Source organism: Flavivirga amylovorans (assembly GCF_030540875.1).
GTDB lineage: Bacteria > Bacteroidota > Bacteroidia > Flavobacteriales > Flavobacteriaceae > Flavivirga > Flavivirga amylovorans.
This window is the reverse complement of sequence record NZ_JAUOEM010000003.1, coordinates 743882-762394: the sequence shown is the minus strand read 5'-3', so window position 1 is coordinate 762394 and position 18513 is coordinate 743882. Positions and strand designations below refer to the sequence as shown.

Below are 18513 nucleotides of genomic sequence, written 5' to 3'. Positions count from 1 at the left end.
TAAAGGTTAAAACCCTGCAATTTCATTGCAGTTACTTTAGTTTCTATAAACTTTTTTGCGTGCCGATTGTCATTTCGAACACAGAGAGAAATCTCATCACAAATTCCAAAATAATGAGATTCCATGCCTGCCGGCAGGCCAATGTCATTAAGTTAAGGAAATTTGTTCCCTTTTTGTCACATTGAGACCTTAGAAAAAAAATTTATCAAGCGTATGAAATGACGTTATCGGATGTCATTCAGAAGGAGGAACGACTGAAGAATCTCTAGAAATTTATCCAAAGATTCTTCGCTGCGTTCCTGACATCACAGCCTAATATATTAACTTAAATCCGTATTTAACTCTAATTACATTTTGTCCATTTAATAAATTATTTAGGAAGGTTCATTTATTTTTTATATTATTGTATACCGTATACATAAAATGAATACCGTATACGAAATGCAATTTGTATGAATAAAATTTTCAATAACGAATTAAGTGCACAAGCTTATAATGAGGTAAGAGCCATGATCATGTCTAAAGAATTAGCTCCTGGACAAAAGATAGTTCAGGATAAACTTGCCGAAACTTTAGGGATTAGTAGAACACCTTTAAGGTCTGCATTACAAATGCTGGAAGGAGAAGGCTTAATAGAGTCTATACCGAGAAAAGGTGTCATAGTAAAAGAGTTTTCAGATATAGAGATCGTTGAAATATTCGATTGTAGAATGGCTTTAGAAGGAACTGCAGTTAGATTGTTCACAAATCATGCTAGACCAGATGAAATAAAGAAACTTAGAGATTTATTCTCACCTTTTTTAGATGGAGATATCGATCATTCAGCATATAAAAATACCGATGCAAAATTTCATAACATGATTATGGAAGGCTGCGGAAATGGTTTCTTAAATAGACTTTTTCAGCAAGGAAATTTATTGGTATGTATGGATTTGATTGGCTTATTAAGATTACCAAAAGAAACACTCTCTGAACATATAGCTATTATTGAGGCTATAGAAAAAAGAAATGCTGATTTGGCAGAATCACTAGCTAAGAAGCATTTAAATAAGACGAAGCAATTAATTTTAAAAAAAATAAATGAATAAAAAAAGCACCTTTTTCCCTGTTAGGTACCGAATGGTTTTTGGTACATTTATTTTATCGATGATAGTGCTTTTTGATAGAATTTTAATTTCTGTCGCCAAGGATCCCGTAGCAACAGACTTATCACTATCTGATAAAGAAATGGGATGGGTACTGTCTATTTTTGCACTAGGCTATGCGCTTTTTCAAACACCTTCAGGATACTTAGCAGATAAATATGGCGCTAGAAAAGTGCTAACAGTTGTAGTTAGTATTTGGTCTGTATTTACTGCTCTAACAGGAGCAGTGTATAATTTCTTTGCCTTATTAATTGTGCGGTTTCTTTTTGGAGTAGGAGAAGCAGGAGCCTTTCCTGGTATGGCACGTGCTATTTTTAAATGGGTACCAGTAAAAGAAAGAGGATTGGTTCATGGTATTAATTTTTCTGGTGGACGAATAGGAGCCGCTATCGCATTACCGATAGTCGCTTGGTTAATTGATCTTGCAGGTTGGAGAATGAGTTTTGTAATACTTGGAGGAGTAGGCATTCTATGGGCTTTGATTTGGTTTTGGTGGTATAGAGATAATCCTAAAAACCATAAATCAATATCGGTTGGAGAACTTAAGACTATAGAAGCAGGAATACAAGAAAAAGCTCAAGAGAAAAAAACTATTTCTTTTAAGAAAATGTTCGGTTCACGTACCATGTGGTTGCTTATGATACAATATTTCTGTAGCAATTTTACTTTCTTCTTTTGTCTTACATGGTTGTTTCCATACCTAAAAACAAAGTACAATCTAGATGTTGTTGAAGCAGGTTTTTATTCTTCGGCCCCCTTTATTTTTGGAGCCTTAGGTAATTGGTTTTCTGGCTGGATGGTTGATTTTGTTTATAAGAGGAATAAGTGGGGATTATCTAGAAAATTGCCTGCAATTATAGGATTTACGCTTGCTACTATAGGTATTATAGCCAGTGTGTATATGAACGAAGTAACTGGAGCCGTTATTTTTATATCCTTAGCCGTTTTTGGAGCCGATATGACATTAAGTCCTTCATGGTCTACATGTTTAGATGTAGGAAAAGAACATTCAGGAACTGTTAGCGGAACCATGAATATGGCTGGTAATCTAGGATCTTTTTTTACAGCCTTAGCATTTCCATATATGATGGCTTTTGCAGGGTCACATACGCCCTTTTTCTTTTTAGCAGCAGCATTAAATTTAATAGCAATTCCTATTTGGTTATCTATTAAACCAGAAAAAGCATTACAATTAACAAAATAAAAAATGGAATAAAGAATGATAAAATTTGAAGAATTTAAAGAAGTCTGCCAGAAATCAATCGAAATGATCGAAGAAGCTGGGTTGTTATTAACTCCAGAAGATAAAGAGAAAATGACAGCGGCAGATTTTGGACTAAACCATATAAAAAAAGAAGGTGTTCAAATATTAACCATGTTCCAAACAGGAAGAATCGCTGGGAAAATATTGGTGTTATTACCAAATCAAACAGAACCAGAACATTGGCATCCAACAGTAGGAGACGATGCAGGAAAAGAAGAAGTTATAAGAGCTATTAGCGGTGAGCTATACTTCTATATTCCTGGAGAAGATACTATGAAGCATGGTTTCATTGTAGACGGTAAAGAAGATTGTTATACCATGCGAAACGAAGTCGTAATGAATCCTGGAGATCAATTAGAACTTCCAGCTGGAACGAAACATTGGTTTCAAGCGGGCAAAAAAGGAGCCGTTATGTATTCATTTTCAACAACAGTAACCGATTTAAATGACCAATTTACCGACCCCAATATAGTTAGAGGTACAATTGTTGAAGGCGCACCGAGTAGTGACTATTAAAATATCAAATAAAGAATCAAAATAGATGAAACAGAGTATAATTACAGCATTTTTAAGTAAAACACAAGATAGGTTTTCAGAATATCAAGAGCCAACCGGATTAAAAGAACGATTAGAAATTGTTCAAAAAATAGACGGTGTAACGGGTGTAGAAATTGTGTTTCCTTATGAAACAGAAGAAGCTGCTGCAACAAAAGAGTTAATGGGAGACATGGGGCTGGAGTTTGCAGCTGTGAATGCAAATATTAAGAAAGAAACTAAATGGGTACCCGGCGCATTATCAAGACCAAAGGAACTTTTGAGAAACGATGCAGTGCAAATGATTAAAGATGCTAAAGATTATGCCATAGCAGTTGGAGCACCTTTAGTGACATGCTGTCCTTTATCAGATGGCTACGATAATCTATTTCAGGTAGATTATCAAAAAGGGTGGAAGTATATGATTGATGCTTTTTCAGAAGCAGCAGATTACAAACCAGAAATGCCTTTGTTTGTTGAGTACAAAATCAATGAAACTAGAGTTAACTGTTTTTTAGATAGTTGTGCCAAAACAATTGTATTCTTAAAAGAAGTTCAAAATGCAGCTACAGGAATCACTATAGATTTTGGACACTCTCTTTTAGCTAAAGAAAACCCTGCAGAAGTACTTGCCATGTGTGAGCAATCTAATATTGATTACTACTTGCACACAAATGATAATGATTGGCAGTTTGATTGGGATTTAATAGGAGGGTCAAGAAACTTTTTACATACCGTAGAATTCTTCTTTTACGCTAAAGAATTTGGATACGACAAGTATTTTACTGCGGATGCGTCTCCACGTATTTTTGACATGCTTGGTTTTTTCAGAGAGCATGCAGAAATGAACAAAGCCATTTGGAATATTGTAGAAAATCTAGACAGAAATAAATACAGACGCATGATGCATGAAGAAAAACACATGGATTTAATGACGTTAGTAAGAAAAGAAATTTATAGACTATAACGATGCCAAAAGCAACATTTAAAATGACTAATAGTGATGCTAAATCACTTATGAACGAGGCTGTTAAATCTGCAAATCATCATAATGTCCCTGGAGCCATAGCTATTGTCGATGAAGGAGGAAACCTGCTTCTATTGGAAAGTCTGGATAATACCATGAGTAGTGCTTCTAAAATAGCTATAGGAAAAGCTGCAACAGCAGTAGCGTTTAAAAGACCCACTAAAGCTATTGAAAAAGTAGTGCTTGAAGGTAGAACCCCCATGTTGGTTTTAGATAGTGCTACACATGAATCCTATATTCCTTTAAAAGGTGGATATCCCATATGGTATAAAGACGAATTATTAGGTGCTATTGCCGTAGCAGGTACGATGGATGCAGAAATGGATGAAGTTGTTGTTTTAGAAGCGTTAGAAAATAAGGTTTGGTAGGCCTTTATAAAGAACATTAAACACATCATTTTAATAAATAAAAGTGATTCATTTAATATACAAAGCATTAAACATTATGAAACATGGGTTTGGTTTACAATACATTTTACTGGCTGTAATAAGCGTTGTTTTATTGCAAAGTTGCAAAGACAATTGGAAATGGGAAACCGTTACGGCAAAAGGAGCTCCAACGGCTAGACATGAAGCAGGTTTAGTAGCTTATAAGGATAAGATTTTATTAATAGGGGGACGAAGGGTAAATCCAACAGATGTGTTTGATACTAAAACAAATACTTGGACAGCAAAATCGACAACACCTATAGAATTACATCATTTTCAACCAGTTGTTGTAGGGGATGCTGTTTATTTAATTGGAGCAATGACTGGGAAATGGCCAAATGAAAAACCGCTTGATAAAGTCATTATTTATTATCCAGAAGAAGATCGCTATGAATACAGTCATCAAATACCAGAAGATAGGCGTAGAGGAGGTGCAGGAGCAGTCTATCATAATAATAAAGTTTATTTGGTAGGAGGCATTACAAATGGTCACATAGATGGCTATAAACCCTGGTTTGATGCTTACGATCCTGAGACTGGAGACTGGCTTGTTTTACCAGATGCTCCAGATGCACGAGATCATTTTCAGGCCGTGGTAGCTAATAATAAATTATATGCCTTTGCTGGTCGAAGAACTTCTAAGAAAACAGATCAGGATATGGCATTGACTAGTAGTTATGGGAATGTTTATAATTTTGAAAGTAACACATGGGAAGCAGTTACCGAAAATTTAAAATTACCAACAGAAAGAGCGGGTAACTCGGCTTTTGCATGGAATAATGAAATAATTATAGGAGGAGGAGAAAGTGTAGCTCATGAAATGGCTCACAATGAAGTAGAAGCCTATAATAGCCAAACTAGAACATGGAGACATTGGCCATCTCTAAATCAAGGCCGTCATGGTTCTGGGTTTGCTATTGTAGGTGATTATGTTTACACCGCATCTGGTAGTGGTAATCGCGGAGGCGGACCAGAACTTACGACTATAGAACGTTTAAAATTACCAACAGATGTTGATGATAAAAGCGATGATATTGTAGACCCTACACCAGTTTACAAACAATGGCATACCGTTACATTACCTTTTGAAGGACCAGAGACTTCAGAAATGAATCTGGACAATCCATTCTTAAACTATCGTTTAGATGTCGTATTTAAGCATGCTGAAAAACAATATACCATTCGTGGTTTTTATGCCGCTGATGGAAATGCTTCAGAGACAGGGGCTGATAAAGGAAATATATGGAAAGTGAAATTCACTCCAGACTTAAAAGGTGATTGGAGTTACTCAGCAATTTTATATCATAAAGATAGTATTGCTCTAAAAGGTGATTTGAAACAAGCAGAACCTGTGGCTATTACGAATAAAGAAGGTCGTTTTTCAGTAATAGCATCCGATAAAGATGGTGTTGACTTTAGAGCGAATGGTCGTCTTGAAGTTTCAAATGGCTATTATAAATTCCAAAACTCAGATAAGTATTGGCTAAAAGGAGGAGCAAATAGTCCAGAAAATATATTAGGTTATGTAGATTTTGATGGTACGTATCGTATGCAAGCGCAGAGTAGAGAAGGAGAAGCTAGCGTTACAGGTGAAATACATGCTTTTGAAGCACATTTAAAAGATTGGAAAGCTGGAGATCCTACTTGGAAAAACGGAAAAGGAAAGTCATTAATTGGAGCATATAATTACCTGTCTGATAAGGGGATGAACTCATCTTATTTTTTGACTATGAATATTCTGGGTGATGGCAAGGATGTTTGGCCTTTTGTAAACCCAGAAGACTTTACTCGTTTTGATGTAAGTAAATTAGATCAGTGGGAGATTGTATTTCAACACATGCAGTCAAAAGGTATTTTGTTACATATGGTACTTCAGGAAACTGAAAATGAAACTATGCTGGATAATGGAGATACCGGTGTATTAAGACAGCTATACTTTAGAGAATTAATGGCTCGTTTTGGTCATCATTTAGCATTAAATTGGAATTTAGGAGAAGAAAACGGTCCAGCAGATTGGTCACCAATTGGTCAAAATGATCGACAGCGAAAAGACATGGCAAAATTTATTAAAGAAGCAGACCCATATAAGCACCCCGTACTTTTACATACACATTCTCACGATCCTTTACGTAGCGATATTTTAGATTCTATTGTTGGTTATAAGTATATAGACGGTTTATCTCTTCAACAAGAAAAAAGAGAGCACACTGCAGAAGTGATTGAAAGATGGAGGGAAAAATCTAAAGAAAAAGGGCATGATTGGTTAATTACGATGGATGAAATAGGGATGTGGCATACTGCCGTATTACCAGATAACGAAGACCCAAATCATGATACCATAAGACACTATGCGTTATGGGGAACACTATTATCTGGAGGTGCAGGCGTTGAATGGTATTTTGGAGCAAAGCATCCTCATAACGATTTAACTTCCGAAGACTGGAGGCAGCGTGATAGACTTTGGACATTAACCCATCATGCTATGACATTTGTTCAAAATAATTTACCGTATTGGGACATGCAGCCAGAACATAATCTTATTAATTCAAAAGGCGCTTATTGTCTTCGAAAAACAGATGAAATCTATGCCGTATACTTGCCAAAAATTGGAATTAATACCATTGATTTAACTCATGCAGAAGGAGTATTTAGTATTCAATGGTTTGACCCCTTAGAAGTAGGTGAGTTACAAACAGGATCTATTGAAACAATCAAGGGTGGAACAGTAAGCGAGTTGGGTAACCCTCCAACAAAAAAAATGAGTTCTAATAAACAAGATTGGGTATGTCTTGTAAAAAAAAATAGCAAACAAGCTAAAAAATAAATTAAAGGAACTTAATATTTGTTCATCCTAATAAACGCTTTCAATGGCTAAATAATAGTAAAATGATATTGTTTTTAAGGTGTGTATAGGGAGAAGCAAGTCAATTAAAGATAAGGCATATCTGGTGTTTTTAAATATAAATATTTTTTGTATCATTATAAATTGTATACCATTTACATATACTGTATACAAAAAATAATTATAAATGAATAAAATTTTCAATAATGAATTAAGTGCTCAAGCTTATAATAAAGTAAGAGCCATGATTATGTCTAAAGAATTGGCTCCTGGTCAAAAGATAGTTCAGGATAAATTAGCTGAAACTTTAGGAATCAGTAGGACACCTTTAAGATCGGCATTGCAAATGCTGGAAGGAGAAGGTTTAATAGTGTCTTTACCGAGAAAAGGTGTTATAGTAAAAGAATTTTCAGATGTAGAAATCGTGGAAATATTTGATTGTAGAATGGCTTTAGAAGGTACTGCTGTTAGATTGTTTACAAATCATGCTAGACCATATGAAATAAAGAGACTTAGAGATTTATTCTCTCCTTTTTTAGATGGAGATATCGATAATACAACATACCAACATGCCGATGCAAAATTTCATAACATGATCATGGAAGGAAGTGGGAATGGTTTTTTACACAGGCTTTTTCAACAGGGAAATTTACTGGTATGTATTGATTTGATTGGTTTAATAAGATTACCAAATGAAACACTCCCAGAACACCTAGCAATTATTGAAGCTATAGAGAAACGAGATGCAGATCTAGCAGAATCCTTAGCTAAAGAACATTTGAATAAGACTAAACAACTAATATTAAAAAAAATAAGCGAATAGGAAAGATTGATTACCCAATTAACACGGTATTAAGCCCCTCTTTTTACTTTAAACATAATCTTTTTGTTTGGCCCCATTTTGATTTTTTGTATTGAAAGACCAGTTTTGTTTTGGGTTTTAGACAAACAAATAAAATGAGGTTTATTAATAATTATCTTTGATTGTATCCAGTGATGAATGTGGGTGAAGTTTTATAAACTGTCTAAATAAAAGTAGTAAATCTGTAAAGAAAACGACTTGTCAAAGTCTAAATGAGTTCATTAAGTGAATGAGACAACATGACCATAAAACCTAAAAACTGTCATCCTAACATAGTTAAATAGAAAGAGTGATGCTTACATGAAAAAAATATTTTATTTTTTTGCTTATTATATCTTACTTCTGCCATTATATATGGTGTCGCAAGAGCCTAATCAGGAATTTCGTTTTGTTAATATAAAAGACGGAATAGCAAAAACAGGCGTTACAAATATTATCCAAGACCATTATGGTTTTATATGGATTGGTACTAGTGGAACCGGATTGTACAAATTTGACGGTATAGATTATACAGTCTATAAACATAGATTACGAGATACAACATCATTAAGCAGTAGTAGAATTGAATGTTCTTATTTAGATAGTAAAAACAGACTCTGGGTTGGTACAGAAAACGGGCTAAATCTTTATGATAGAGATTTAGATAAGTTCAAAAGAATTACTTTAGATACTACGAATCTTAATCGCGAATTTATTCTGTCGTTAGAAGAAGATTCTTCAAATAATTTATTAATAGGAACACACGGTTTGGGCTTATTTAAGCTTAACCTAAATACGTTTAGCCTTGAAAAAGTTTTAAACTCAACGTTCGAAAACGATTCGCAGTTATATATTAACAGTATACAACATTCTAAACAAGGAAAAACATTTGTAGGTACAAATTTTGGACTCAAAGAAGTTGATTTAGTTAATAATAAACTTATCCATAGCAGACTGTTTTTTAAAGATAATAAATCCATTGATACCAATATAGAAACACTATTTATAGATTCCAAAAACAACTTATGGGTAGGTTTTCAGATTAATAAAGGACTTTTTAAATGTACTTTAAGTAATGATGTAAACAATAGTATTATTGAGGTTAAAGCGTTAAAGTTTTCAACCAAAAAAATAATGGACATTGTTGAATTATCAGATAATACTTTGATAGTTGGTACCGAGAATGATGGTCTTTTCCATATTGAAGATAATGGAGAGGTTATTAAAAATTATGTTTCAAGTAAAACAGAAGAAAACAGTATTTTACACAATTCAATCTGGTCTTTATTTATAGATAATAACAAAAGAATTTGGATGGGGTATTTTAATAGTGGTGTCGCTGTTAGTGATAAACTCTACGATAAGTTCTTAAATATTGAGAGTTTACCTACTAATGATAACTCGTTAAGAATAAGTTCTGTTATGGGGATGATTGAGGGCAGTTCTAAAAATATCTGGATTGCTACCGATGGAGGAGGCATTGATGTTTATAATCCAAAAACGGCTATAATGACACATATAAATAGTCAGGATAAATCAATGTATTCCGGATTGACATCAGATTATATTAAAACACTGTTTGTTGATTCTCAAGAAAATATTTGGGCAGGCAGTTGGGATAGTGGTGTTTTTATTTTAAATAAAGGAGAAAAAAAATTCATTAATTATAATGTAGAAAATACGGCTGGAGCATTGCAGTCGAATAAAATCATTAGCTTGTCGGAAGATTCCAGTGGAACCATTTGGATAGGTACATTTGCTGAAGGACTTCATTCCTATAACCCCGAAACTAAAACATTTAAAAAACACAACTCAGAAGTTTTTATAAAAAATGGCCTATTTACCAAAGATATTAGAAAAGTTTTAGTTGATTCAGAAGATGTTATTTGGGTAGGAACTACAAATGGTTTGTTTAAAGTCTATAAATTAAGTAACGAGTTATTTAATATTACAGTGTTAGGTAATAAAATGACAGAAGAATATAAGAATTCTTCTGATGCCAACCATATCCTTTCAATTTATGAAGATTCCAATAACAATATATGGATTGGTACCAGAGGAGCAGGGATTTGTAAATATGATAAAATAAAAGATAAATTTATTTGGTATAATAAATTTGTAGGTTTTAATGAAGAAAATGTTTCGTCTATAACAGAAGATGGTTATGGTGATTTATGGGTAAGTGGAAACTCTGGGCTAACAAAAATTGATTTAAAGGAGGGCAATTTCACTAACTATACCATTAATGACGGTTTGTTATCAAATGATTTTAATTTTGGTTCCGTATTAAAAGCGAGCAATGGCCTGCTATATTTTGGGAATTTTAAAGGTGTAGACTACTTTAATCCGAAGCAAATCAAAATAAATAATAGTCCTCCATCACTATATCTTACAGGTTTCAAACTGTTTAATGAAAAAGTGATTCCAAGAGTTGAAAAATCTCCTCTCAATAAAGTTATTTCAGAAACAGATAGTATTAGTTTAACACATAAACAATCTGTTTTTACCATTGAATATTCTGGGGTTAATTATACCCGACCAGAAAAGAATAATTACGCATATTATCTAGAAGGTTACGAAACAACCTGGAACTATGTAGGTCAAAAAAGAAGTGCTACCTACACTAATTTAGATGCAGGTGATTATATTTTCAAGTTAAAAGCAGCCAATAATGATGGTGTTTGGAATGAAAACCCACTGGAATTAAAAATTACAGTACACCCGCCTTGGTGGCGAACAAATTGGGCTATTTTTTCATATTTATTATTATTTCTTTACGGTATTTATCTATTAAATCAGTTAACGCAGAGTAGAATTAAAGAAAAGGAATTAATTAGAAATGAACGTTTACAGCAGCATCAAAATGATGAATTACACAAAAAGAAGATTCAGTTTTTTACAAATATTTCACATGAATTTAGAACCCCTCTTACGCTAATTTTAAACCCACTTAAAGATATAATTAGCAACACAGAACTCAATTTACCTCAAAAAATTAAAAATAAGCATGCTATTATTTATAAAAACACAGATAGACTCTACAGGCTAATCAATGAGTTAATGGATTTAAGAAAGCTCGAATTAAGAAAAATGAATGTAAGAGCAGAAAAGCTAAATTTAATTGAATTCTCAGAAAACATTGTTGGTTATTTCCAAGAAGAAGCCTATAGAAAAAATATTTTATTAAGTGTAGATGCAGACATGTCCGATATAACAGTTTGGGCGGATAGAAAAATGCTTGAAAAAATAATTTTTAATTTATTATCTAACGCTATTAAAGCCACTCCAGCTGGTGGCACTATCACAATAGAGCTTCTATCTACAGACCAATTGGACATATTACCTCTAATTGATGAAGTGAACCCTGTGAAAACAGTTGAAATAATAATCTCAGATACAGGCCCTGGATTAGAAGAAGATCAAGTATCAAAAATATTTGAACGTTTTTATCAGGTTGAAGGTCAGAATAAAACTTATTTCGGTGGTACTGGAATAGGACTAGAAGTGGTTCAAAACTTTGTAAAACTACATAAAGGGGTTATTAATGTTAAAAGTAAAATTGATGAAGGCACAACGTTTAAAATATTATTAGCATCTGGCAATACTCATTTTAATGAAAATGAGATCATCTTAAACGAAAAGGCATTGCATGAGAAAAAAGAAGATTTCTTAACAATACCAACAGCCGAGATAAGTGAGCAATTAGATGAAAGCATTCAGGTTCATAAAACATATACCATACTTATTGTTGAAGATAATGTAGAGTTAAGAGATTATTTGAAGCAAGAACTAAGTAATCAATACAAAGTTTTATTGGCAAGCAATGGCAAGGCAGGTATTAAAATTGCCAGAGAATCGTTTCCTGATGTTATAATTACTGATGTTATTATGCCAGAAATGAGTGGTTTTGAGTTTTGTAAAATTATTAAAACAGATACTTCAACAAGTCATATCCCTTTATTAATGCTTACAGCTAAAGCGACTATTGAAAATAGAATTGAAGGTATAGAAAATGGCGCAGATGCATACATGGTAAAGCCTTTTGATCTTAAGCTTTTAAAGCTTCGTTTAACCCAGTTAATAAAAAGCAGACAACTTATTTTCGATAAATACTTTAGTGCAATTAGTGGAGCCGAAGACAATGCAAATACAAGCTCAATCGATAAAGAATTTATACAGAAATTACTAAACTATATTAATGATAATATAGGCGATTCAAATTTAGGCGTAGAAGAACTAGCAGCTCATTTAAATTTAAGTAGAAGTCAACTTTATAGAAAAGTTAAAGCGTTGACAGGTCAAACTGTTAATGAATTTATAAGAAGAATACGGCTTGAGCGAGCAAAACAAATTCTTGAAAAAGGCAGCATAAACATAAGTGAAACATGTTATAGTGTCGGATTTGCTTCCCCTTCATACTTTTCTAAATGTTTTAAAGCTCATTTTGGGGTTTTACCAACAGACATAGAGACAAAATAATAACAGATAATCAAAGAATTTCTTCCCATGCTATTTTTATAACCTAACCAAGCACCTCAATGCTAATTAGAGGTGATTGCTTGCATACATATTCTTGTTTCAATGTATCAATAAAGATGCAAATTCACTAAAACAGAATTGCTATAAACGTACAAATGTTGCATGAAATAACAGAAATGTTGCATGCATATTCAAAACATTGTAAACGCTACAATTCTTTCATTATATGCATTCTATGTGATAACCAACCTCTTAAAGTAATGTTAAATTTGAGTGTTATCAATAGTGTATGAGTCAGAAAAAAATAGACAAAAAACTAATCTTCGAAATCCTTTTAATTGGGGTTTTAATGTTTTTGTTAGTTATGGTATTTATAAATATTTGAGAAACTTAATATATGCGATTAGGAGTTAAAATAATATCATTTAAAGCAGTTGTATTAGTATTGTTAGTAACAGTTGGAATCATTAATGGATGTTCAAAAAAAACAGTTGTTTTTGAAAAGTTCGAAGTTAAAAGCGGTACCAATGTAGCGCATTGGTTGTCGCAAAGTGATAGAAGAGGAGTAGAAAGAGAACAATTCTTTACAAAGAAAGATGTTGAAAGAATTGCCAGTATGGGGTTCGATCATATTAGATTACCAATTGATGAAGAACAAATGTGGGATGACAATGGAAATAGATATGAACCTGCATTTCAATTAATGGAAAACAGTATTAATTGGTGTGCTGAAAACAATCTTAAGGTTATTGTTGATTTACACATTTTAAGATCACATCATTTTAATGCAAAAGAAAAACCTTTATGGACAGATCCGGCAGAGCAAGAGAAATTTTTTGATCTATGGAGAGATCTTTCAAAATCACTAAAAAAGTTTCCAAATAGTTTAGTAGCCTATGAACTAATGAACGAAGCCGTTGCAGATGATCATGAATCTTGGAATAGTTTATTAGCCAGAGCTTTCACTGCCATTCGCGAATTAGAAAGAGAACGTACCATTGTTATAGGGTCTAATAGCTGGCAATCAGTAGAAACCTTCGATGCATTGAGAGTGCCGGCTAATGATAAAAACATTCTTTTAAGTTTTCATTTTTACAAGCCCTTTCTATTAACCCATTACGCAGCAGAATGGACAAGCTTAAAAGCATATAAAGGACCTGCACACTATCCAGGTGTGATTTTAACTCAGCAAGAATTTGAAACACTTCCAGAGGATATTAAAGTAGAAGTTGAAAAATGGGTTGATGTGGAGTTTAGTAAAGAAATATTACTTGAGATGTGGCAAAAACCTATTAATAAGGCTAAAGCCTTAGGCTTGCCATTGTATTGCGGAGAGTTCGGGATTATTTCCAATGCACCAAAAAAAGAAACGCTTCTTTGGTATGAAGATATGATTAAACTTTTTGAAGAAACAGATATAGGGTATGCCAATTGGAATTATAAAAGTGACAATTTTGGATTGATTTACCCAGATGGTACAGAAAATAAACCGCTTATATCTGTTGTGGTTAAAAAGTAATTTAAATAAAATCCTATACCAATAAGGTTGGGGTAGTTTGGTAAAAAAGATAAGTAACTAAAGTATGTTGAATCATAATATTTTGCAAATTAGTCAACAACCTCAGGTAGAGGCTATGTTTATGAAACATTATAAAGAATGGTGTTTACTGTCCTATAGTTATATGGAAGATATGTCTGAAGCAGAGGATATGGTTCAGGATGTGTTTGTGAAAATTTTAAACAGAAAAAAGACTACTGAGATTTTAGATCTAAAAAGCTATATCAGTATGGCAGTTCGCAATACAAGCCTGAAAAAGGTTCAGCGTACAAAAAAAACTGAGCAGATTAAAGATTATAGTTTGGCCGCTTTATCGCCTTCTCATGAAGAATTTTTAATTGACTTTGAAAACAAAGCTAAAATAAATGACGCATTAAATATATTACCTGAACAAAGTAAGCGAGTTTTCGAATTATGTGTATTTGAAGGAGCAAAATATCAAAATGCAGCAGAAGCCTTAGGAATATCAATAAATACAGTAAAATTCCATTTAAAGAAGTCTTTTAAAATATTAAGGATTACATTATTAAACACGTATTTTTAACACTTATGATTGAGTGATTTATATTTTTTTAAGTTTTTTATTGTGATTTCCTCATTTTGGCGCTACCCGTTTTATGTTTTTATGGGTCTTAATTGTAAATAGCTTTTGTAGCGTCATATAATGGACATAGTAAAACTGATTATAAGAAAACTAGATTATAACTTAACGGGAAAAGAAGAAGCGTATTTTAGAAACTGGATGAATGAGTCGTATACAAATGAATTTATGTTCTATCGTCTTGAAGCTTTAAAAAGTAGAGGAAAAGATATTTCAGAAATAATTGAATTAGATGCCAAATTTGCATGGAAAAGTGTGAAGCAAAAACTAGAATAAAGACAACTAAGTACAAACTAATTAACTAAAAATCAAAAAATATGCTCGAATGAAATAAAAAACTACACTCCGATTATGAATAAAAAAAATCGAGAAGTACTGGAATACTTCTCGATTACATAATAATCAACTAAACGAATAGCTAATTATTAATAACAATTCAAAGATATGAAAAACTGTAAAAGTTTTGGGCTATTGTGGCTCAATTCACTTAAAATTAACTTAAAAATGAAGGTAGGTTTACTTTTATTGATAATATCATTTTTTTCGTTTCAGACCTATGCGTATTCAAACAATACAAATATTGCTCTGAATCTGGAAAATATGAAAACTGAAAAGGTTTTTGAAGAAATAGAACCACTCAAAAACAATAACATTGATGTTCAGAAATCAATTTCAGGAACTATAACAGATGCTAATGGAGCTGCTTTACCTGGAGCAAATATTATTGTAAAAGGTACTTCGAATGGTGCTCAAACAGACTTTGATGGCAAATATACCATTTCAAATGTAGGAGATAATGATGTGTTAATAGTCAGTTATGTCGGTTTTATTTCGCAAGAAATAGCGGTTAATGGTCGAACTACAATAAATATTAGCCTTGAAGAAGACACGCAGTCATTAAGTGAAATCGTTGTTGTTGCTTATGGTACAGCAACCAAAAAAGATTTAACCGGAGCGGTATCAGTAGTTAGTACGGAAGACCTAAATAGTTTTCCTGCTACTACAGTAGATCAAGCTCTGCAAGGTAAGACAAGTGGTGTACAAATAACAGCAGATTCAGGTGCACCTGGCTCATCCGTTAGTGTAAACATTCGTGGTGTTGGTTCTTTTGGTAGTACAACACCATTATATGTTGTAGATGGCTTCCCAACACAGAATATTTCTTTTTTAAACCCTAATAATATTGAGTCTTTAACAGTTCTTAAAGATGCATCGGCTACTGCGCTTTATGGAGTTAGAGCAAGTAATGGTGTTGTAATTATTGAAACAAAAAAAGGGAGAAGCGGTAAGGTTCAAGTTGAAATAAACTCTTTTTTAGGTTTCAGATCTGAACCAGAATTTGTTGATGTATTAGATGTAAATACATTTGCTCCTTTTGCCTTGGAACTTAGTAATGATTCAAATCCTGAAGTTAGCGGAACAGGTGTACCTTACTCAGGATGGAGCAACCCATCGGGTTTAAGAAATGTTAACTGGCAAGATGCAGCATTTAATTCAGCTGTAAGTAAAAGTACTACTGTTAGTGTAAGAGGAGGTGGTGAAAAAGCTAGATTGGCTTTTACTGCAGGTATATTTGATCAAGAAGGAACAGTTGTAGGGTCAGAATATAAGCGTTATGATTTAGGTTTTAATGCTCAGTTTGATATAAGTGATAAATTAAGACTTAAAGCAAATACAAAATATATAGCTTCACAAAGCTTTCAACCACTTAGCGCTGGTCGTGGAAACTTATTACAGATTTATAGTAATATACCTCACTTAGCACCAATAGGAGAAGTGAATTTAAATGGAGATCCCAACTTAACTGATGTCCCAGTTGATGGTAATGGGAACTTTGGAGCATATCCAGATGAAGGTTCAGAGTCCTTAAGAGATAGTAGAAATGTTATTGCACAAGGATTGGAAAGAGATCAGGATAATATCAATAATAGTGTTTTGGCGAATATGAATCTGGAATATGATATTGTTGATGGTCTTAGCTCAAAACTTAATTTTGGAGCCAGAACCGATAATTTTTCAGGCTGGACTTTTAATCCTCAATACTATAGAAGTATAAATAACCTTGATGTACGAAACAATGCCACCTTTAATTATAACAGTAATACCTCTAATCAATGGTTGGCTGAATTTATTTTAGAATATAATAAAACATTTGCAGATAAACATAAGATAAGTGTATTAGCAGGTACATCTGCACAGAGAACTTATAATAAGTTTCAATCTACTACAGGTTCTGGGTTTTTAAATAATGAAATACGAGATATCTCTCAGGCATCTAATATTACAAATGCTTCAGGAGCTTCTACGAGACAAACCTTAGCAAGTACATTTGCAAGATTGAATTATAGCTTTGATAGTAAATATTACATAACAGGTACAATTAGACGAGATGGTGTAGGAGATCAATTTACAAAGGATAACTTTTGGGGTGTCTTTCCGTCAGTAGCTTTAGGATGGAATATTGATGAAGAAGCATTCATGGACGATAGTACATTTGATATCTTAAAATTCCGTGCCAGTTGGGGTGAGACTGGAAACTTTGCAGGAATTCAGCCGTTTAGTTTTCTTGCCATATATAATAATGGACCTAGTAATAATACAGATGCCAGCTATAGTTTTGGAGGTGTTGATGCACAAGGACTCATAGCAACTGGTTTACCTAATCCAGAACTAACATGGGAAACTCAAATACAAACAAATATTGGTTTTGAAGGCGAGTTGTTAGATAACAGACTCTACTTTACGTTAGATTGGTTTAAGAAAGAATCTTCAGATTTCTTATTTAATGAAACCATTCCCGTACAATCAGGTTTTTCAACTAGAGCGGTTAATGCTGGTAATGTAGTTAATGAAGGATTTGAATTCCTAATGGGTTATAAAAAGAATGGAGGTGATTTTACATATGATATTTCGGCAAATATTACATCAATAAATAATGAGATTACAGAATTAACAGGACCAGGGTTTGTTGTATTTACTTCAGAATTCCTTCAGGTATTTAACGAAGGTGCATTTTGGTATGATGTAACAAGATCTGAAGTTGGTGGTGAAGTAGGTTCTTTTTATGGGTTTGTAGCTGATGGCATTTTCCAAACGCAAGCAGAAGTAGATGCATTGAATGCAAATGCTCCAAGTGGGGCTTATCAAGATTCAAAAACGACAGCAGGAGACCGTAGATTTGCAGATTTAAATGGTGATGGTGAAATTACAGGGGAAGATAGAACAACAATAGGAAGCCCTGTACCTGATTTTTATGGGAGTTTAAACTTAAACTTCGCATACAAGAACTTCGATTTAGGATTAGAGTTTTACGGAGTCTCTGGTAATGAGGTGTTGAATATTGTGCGTAGAGGATTAGAAAGTCCTACATCGTATGGTACATCCAATTCATTTTCAAATGTAGGAACCGATTATTACAATAACAGATGGACACCTACTAATCCTTCTAACATTTACGCAAGAGCTTTATTAGATGATAATGATATCCAAAATAATAGAGCTTCCAGTCATTTTGTCGAAGATGGTTCTTTCTTAAGATTAAGAAATTTAAATTTTGGATATAGCTTACCAGATTCAATTATTGATAAACTGGGATTGAGCGCATTAAGAATCTATCTAAGTGCACAAAATGTCATCACTTGGACAAAGTATAATGGCTCTGATCCTGAAGTAGGTCAAAATACAGATGTTAATGGTGTTACCAGTGTACAGACCAGAGGTATCGATGCCGGAGCTTATCCGATTTCTAGCTCTGTAACTTTAGGACTTAATTTAAAATTTTAAATAAATTGTCA

The 18513-nt window shown here is 33.2% G+C and carries 12 protein-coding genes; all 12 read left to right on the top strand.

What is annotated here, in order from left to right:
* Window positions 1–452 precede the first annotated feature (452 nt).
* The 12 genes from Q4Q39_RS11730 to Q4Q39_RS11675 all read left to right on the top strand — a co-directional run bounded on the left by Q4Q39_RS11730 (window position 453) and on the right by Q4Q39_RS11675 (window position 18502).
* Window positions 453–1088 (top strand): GntR family transcriptional regulator, encoded by a 636-nt coding sequence (locus Q4Q39_RS11730; RefSeq protein ID WP_303282674.1) that lies wholly within the window; start codon window positions 453–455, stop codon window positions 1086–1088.
* A complete protein-coding gene (locus Q4Q39_RS11725) occupies window positions 1081–2349 on the top strand; it encodes an MFS transporter (RefSeq protein ID WP_303282673.1) in 1269 nt (422 codons plus the stop codon). The genes Q4Q39_RS11730 and Q4Q39_RS11725 overlap by 8 nt, the downstream gene beginning before the upstream one ends.
* Before the next feature lie 15 nt (window positions 2350–2364).
* Window positions 2365–2925 (top strand): D-lyxose/D-mannose family sugar isomerase, encoded by a 561-nt coding sequence (locus Q4Q39_RS11720; RefSeq protein ID WP_303282672.1) that lies wholly within the window; start codon window positions 2365–2367, stop codon window positions 2923–2925.
* 25 nt (window positions 2926–2950) lie between these two features.
* Entirely contained in the window at window positions 2951–3910 is a 960-nt protein-coding gene (locus Q4Q39_RS11715; RefSeq protein WP_303282671.1) for a sugar phosphate isomerase/epimerase family protein, read from the top strand.
* Between the two features lie 2 nt (window positions 3911–3912).
* Window positions 3913–4338 (top strand): GlcG/HbpS family heme-binding protein, encoded by a 426-nt coding sequence (locus tag Q4Q39_RS11710; protein ID WP_303282670.1) that lies wholly within the window; start codon window positions 3913–3915, stop codon window positions 4336–4338.
* Between the two features lie 43 nt (window positions 4339–4381).
* Window positions 4382–7222 carry a Kelch repeat-containing protein gene (locus Q4Q39_RS11705; RefSeq protein WP_303282669.1) on the top strand — a complete coding sequence of 947 codons (2841 nt, stop codon included), beginning with the start codon at window positions 4382–4384 and terminating at the stop codon, window positions 7220–7222.
* 205 nt (window positions 7223–7427) lie between these two features.
* Window positions 7428–8063: a GntR family transcriptional regulator gene (locus tag Q4Q39_RS11700; protein ID WP_303282668.1), complete on the top strand. Its 636-nt coding sequence runs from the start codon at window positions 7428–7430 to the stop codon at window positions 8061–8063.
* A gap of 339 nt (window positions 8064–8402) precedes the next feature.
* Entirely contained in the window at window positions 8403–12560 is a 4158-nt protein-coding gene (locus tag Q4Q39_RS11695) for a hybrid sensor histidine kinase/response regulator (RefSeq protein ID WP_303282667.1), read from the top strand.
* Window positions 12561–12957: 397 nt separating this feature from the next.
* Entirely contained in the window at window positions 12958–14079 is a 1122-nt protein-coding gene (locus Q4Q39_RS11690) for a glycoside hydrolase family 5 protein (RefSeq protein ID WP_303282666.1), read from the top strand.
* 64 nt (window positions 14080–14143) lie between these two features.
* Window positions 14144–14662, top strand: a complete 519-nt coding sequence (locus Q4Q39_RS11685; RefSeq protein WP_303282665.1) for a sigma-70 family RNA polymerase sigma factor — start codon at window positions 14144–14146, stop codon at window positions 14660–14662.
* A gap of 120 nt (window positions 14663–14782) precedes the next feature.
* Window positions 14783–14995, top strand: a complete 213-nt coding sequence (locus Q4Q39_RS11680; protein ID WP_303282664.1) for a hypothetical protein — start codon at window positions 14783–14785, stop codon at window positions 14993–14995.
* A gap of 324 nt (window positions 14996–15319) precedes the next feature.
* The gene (locus Q4Q39_RS11675) at window positions 15320–18502 is read left to right on the top strand and encodes a SusC/RagA family TonB-linked outer membrane protein (protein WP_303282663.1); all 3183 of its coding nucleotides are present in this window, start codon (window positions 15320–15322) and stop codon (window positions 18500–18502) included.
* Window positions 18503–18513 lie beyond the last annotated feature (11 nt).

Excerpts from the sequence above, each read along its gene's own strand:
- Q4Q39_RS11725 (WP_303282673.1), top strand. The coding sequence starts at position 1,081 with ATGAATAAAAAAAGCACCTTTTTCCCTGTTAGGTACCGAATGGTTTTT.
- Q4Q39_RS11690 (WP_303282666.1), top strand. The coding sequence starts at position 12,958 with ATGCGATTAGGAGTTAAAATAATATCATTTAAAGCAGTTGTATTAGTA.
- Q4Q39_RS11720 (WP_303282672.1), top strand. The coding sequence starts at position 2,365 with ATGATAAAATTTGAAGAATTTAAAGAAGTCTGCCAGAAATCAATCGAA.
- Q4Q39_RS11675 (WP_303282663.1), top strand. The coding sequence starts at position 15,320 with ATGAAAACTGAAAAGGTTTTTGAAGAAATAGAACCACTCAAAAACAAT.
- Q4Q39_RS11710 (WP_303282670.1), top strand. The coding sequence starts at position 3,913 with ATGCCAAAAGCAACATTTAAAATGACTAATAGTGATGCTAAATCACTT.
- Q4Q39_RS11730 (WP_303282674.1), top strand. The coding sequence starts at position 453 with ATGAATAAAATTTTCAATAACGAATTAAGTGCACAAGCTTATAATGAG.
- Q4Q39_RS11680 (WP_303282664.1), top strand. The coding sequence starts at position 14,783 with ATGGACATAGTAAAACTGATTATAAGAAAACTAGATTATAACTTAACG.
- Q4Q39_RS11715 (WP_303282671.1), top strand. The coding sequence starts at position 2,951 with ATGAAACAGAGTATAATTACAGCATTTTTAAGTAAAACACAAGATAGG.
- Q4Q39_RS11695 (WP_303282667.1), top strand. The coding sequence starts at position 8,403 with ATGAAAAAAATATTTTATTTTTTTGCTTATTATATCTTACTTCTGCCA.
- Q4Q39_RS11700 (WP_303282668.1), top strand. The coding sequence starts at position 7,428 with ATGAATAAAATTTTCAATAATGAATTAAGTGCTCAAGCTTATAATAAA.
- Q4Q39_RS11685 (WP_303282665.1), top strand. The coding sequence starts at position 14,144 with ATGTTGAATCATAATATTTTGCAAATTAGTCAACAACCTCAGGTAGAG.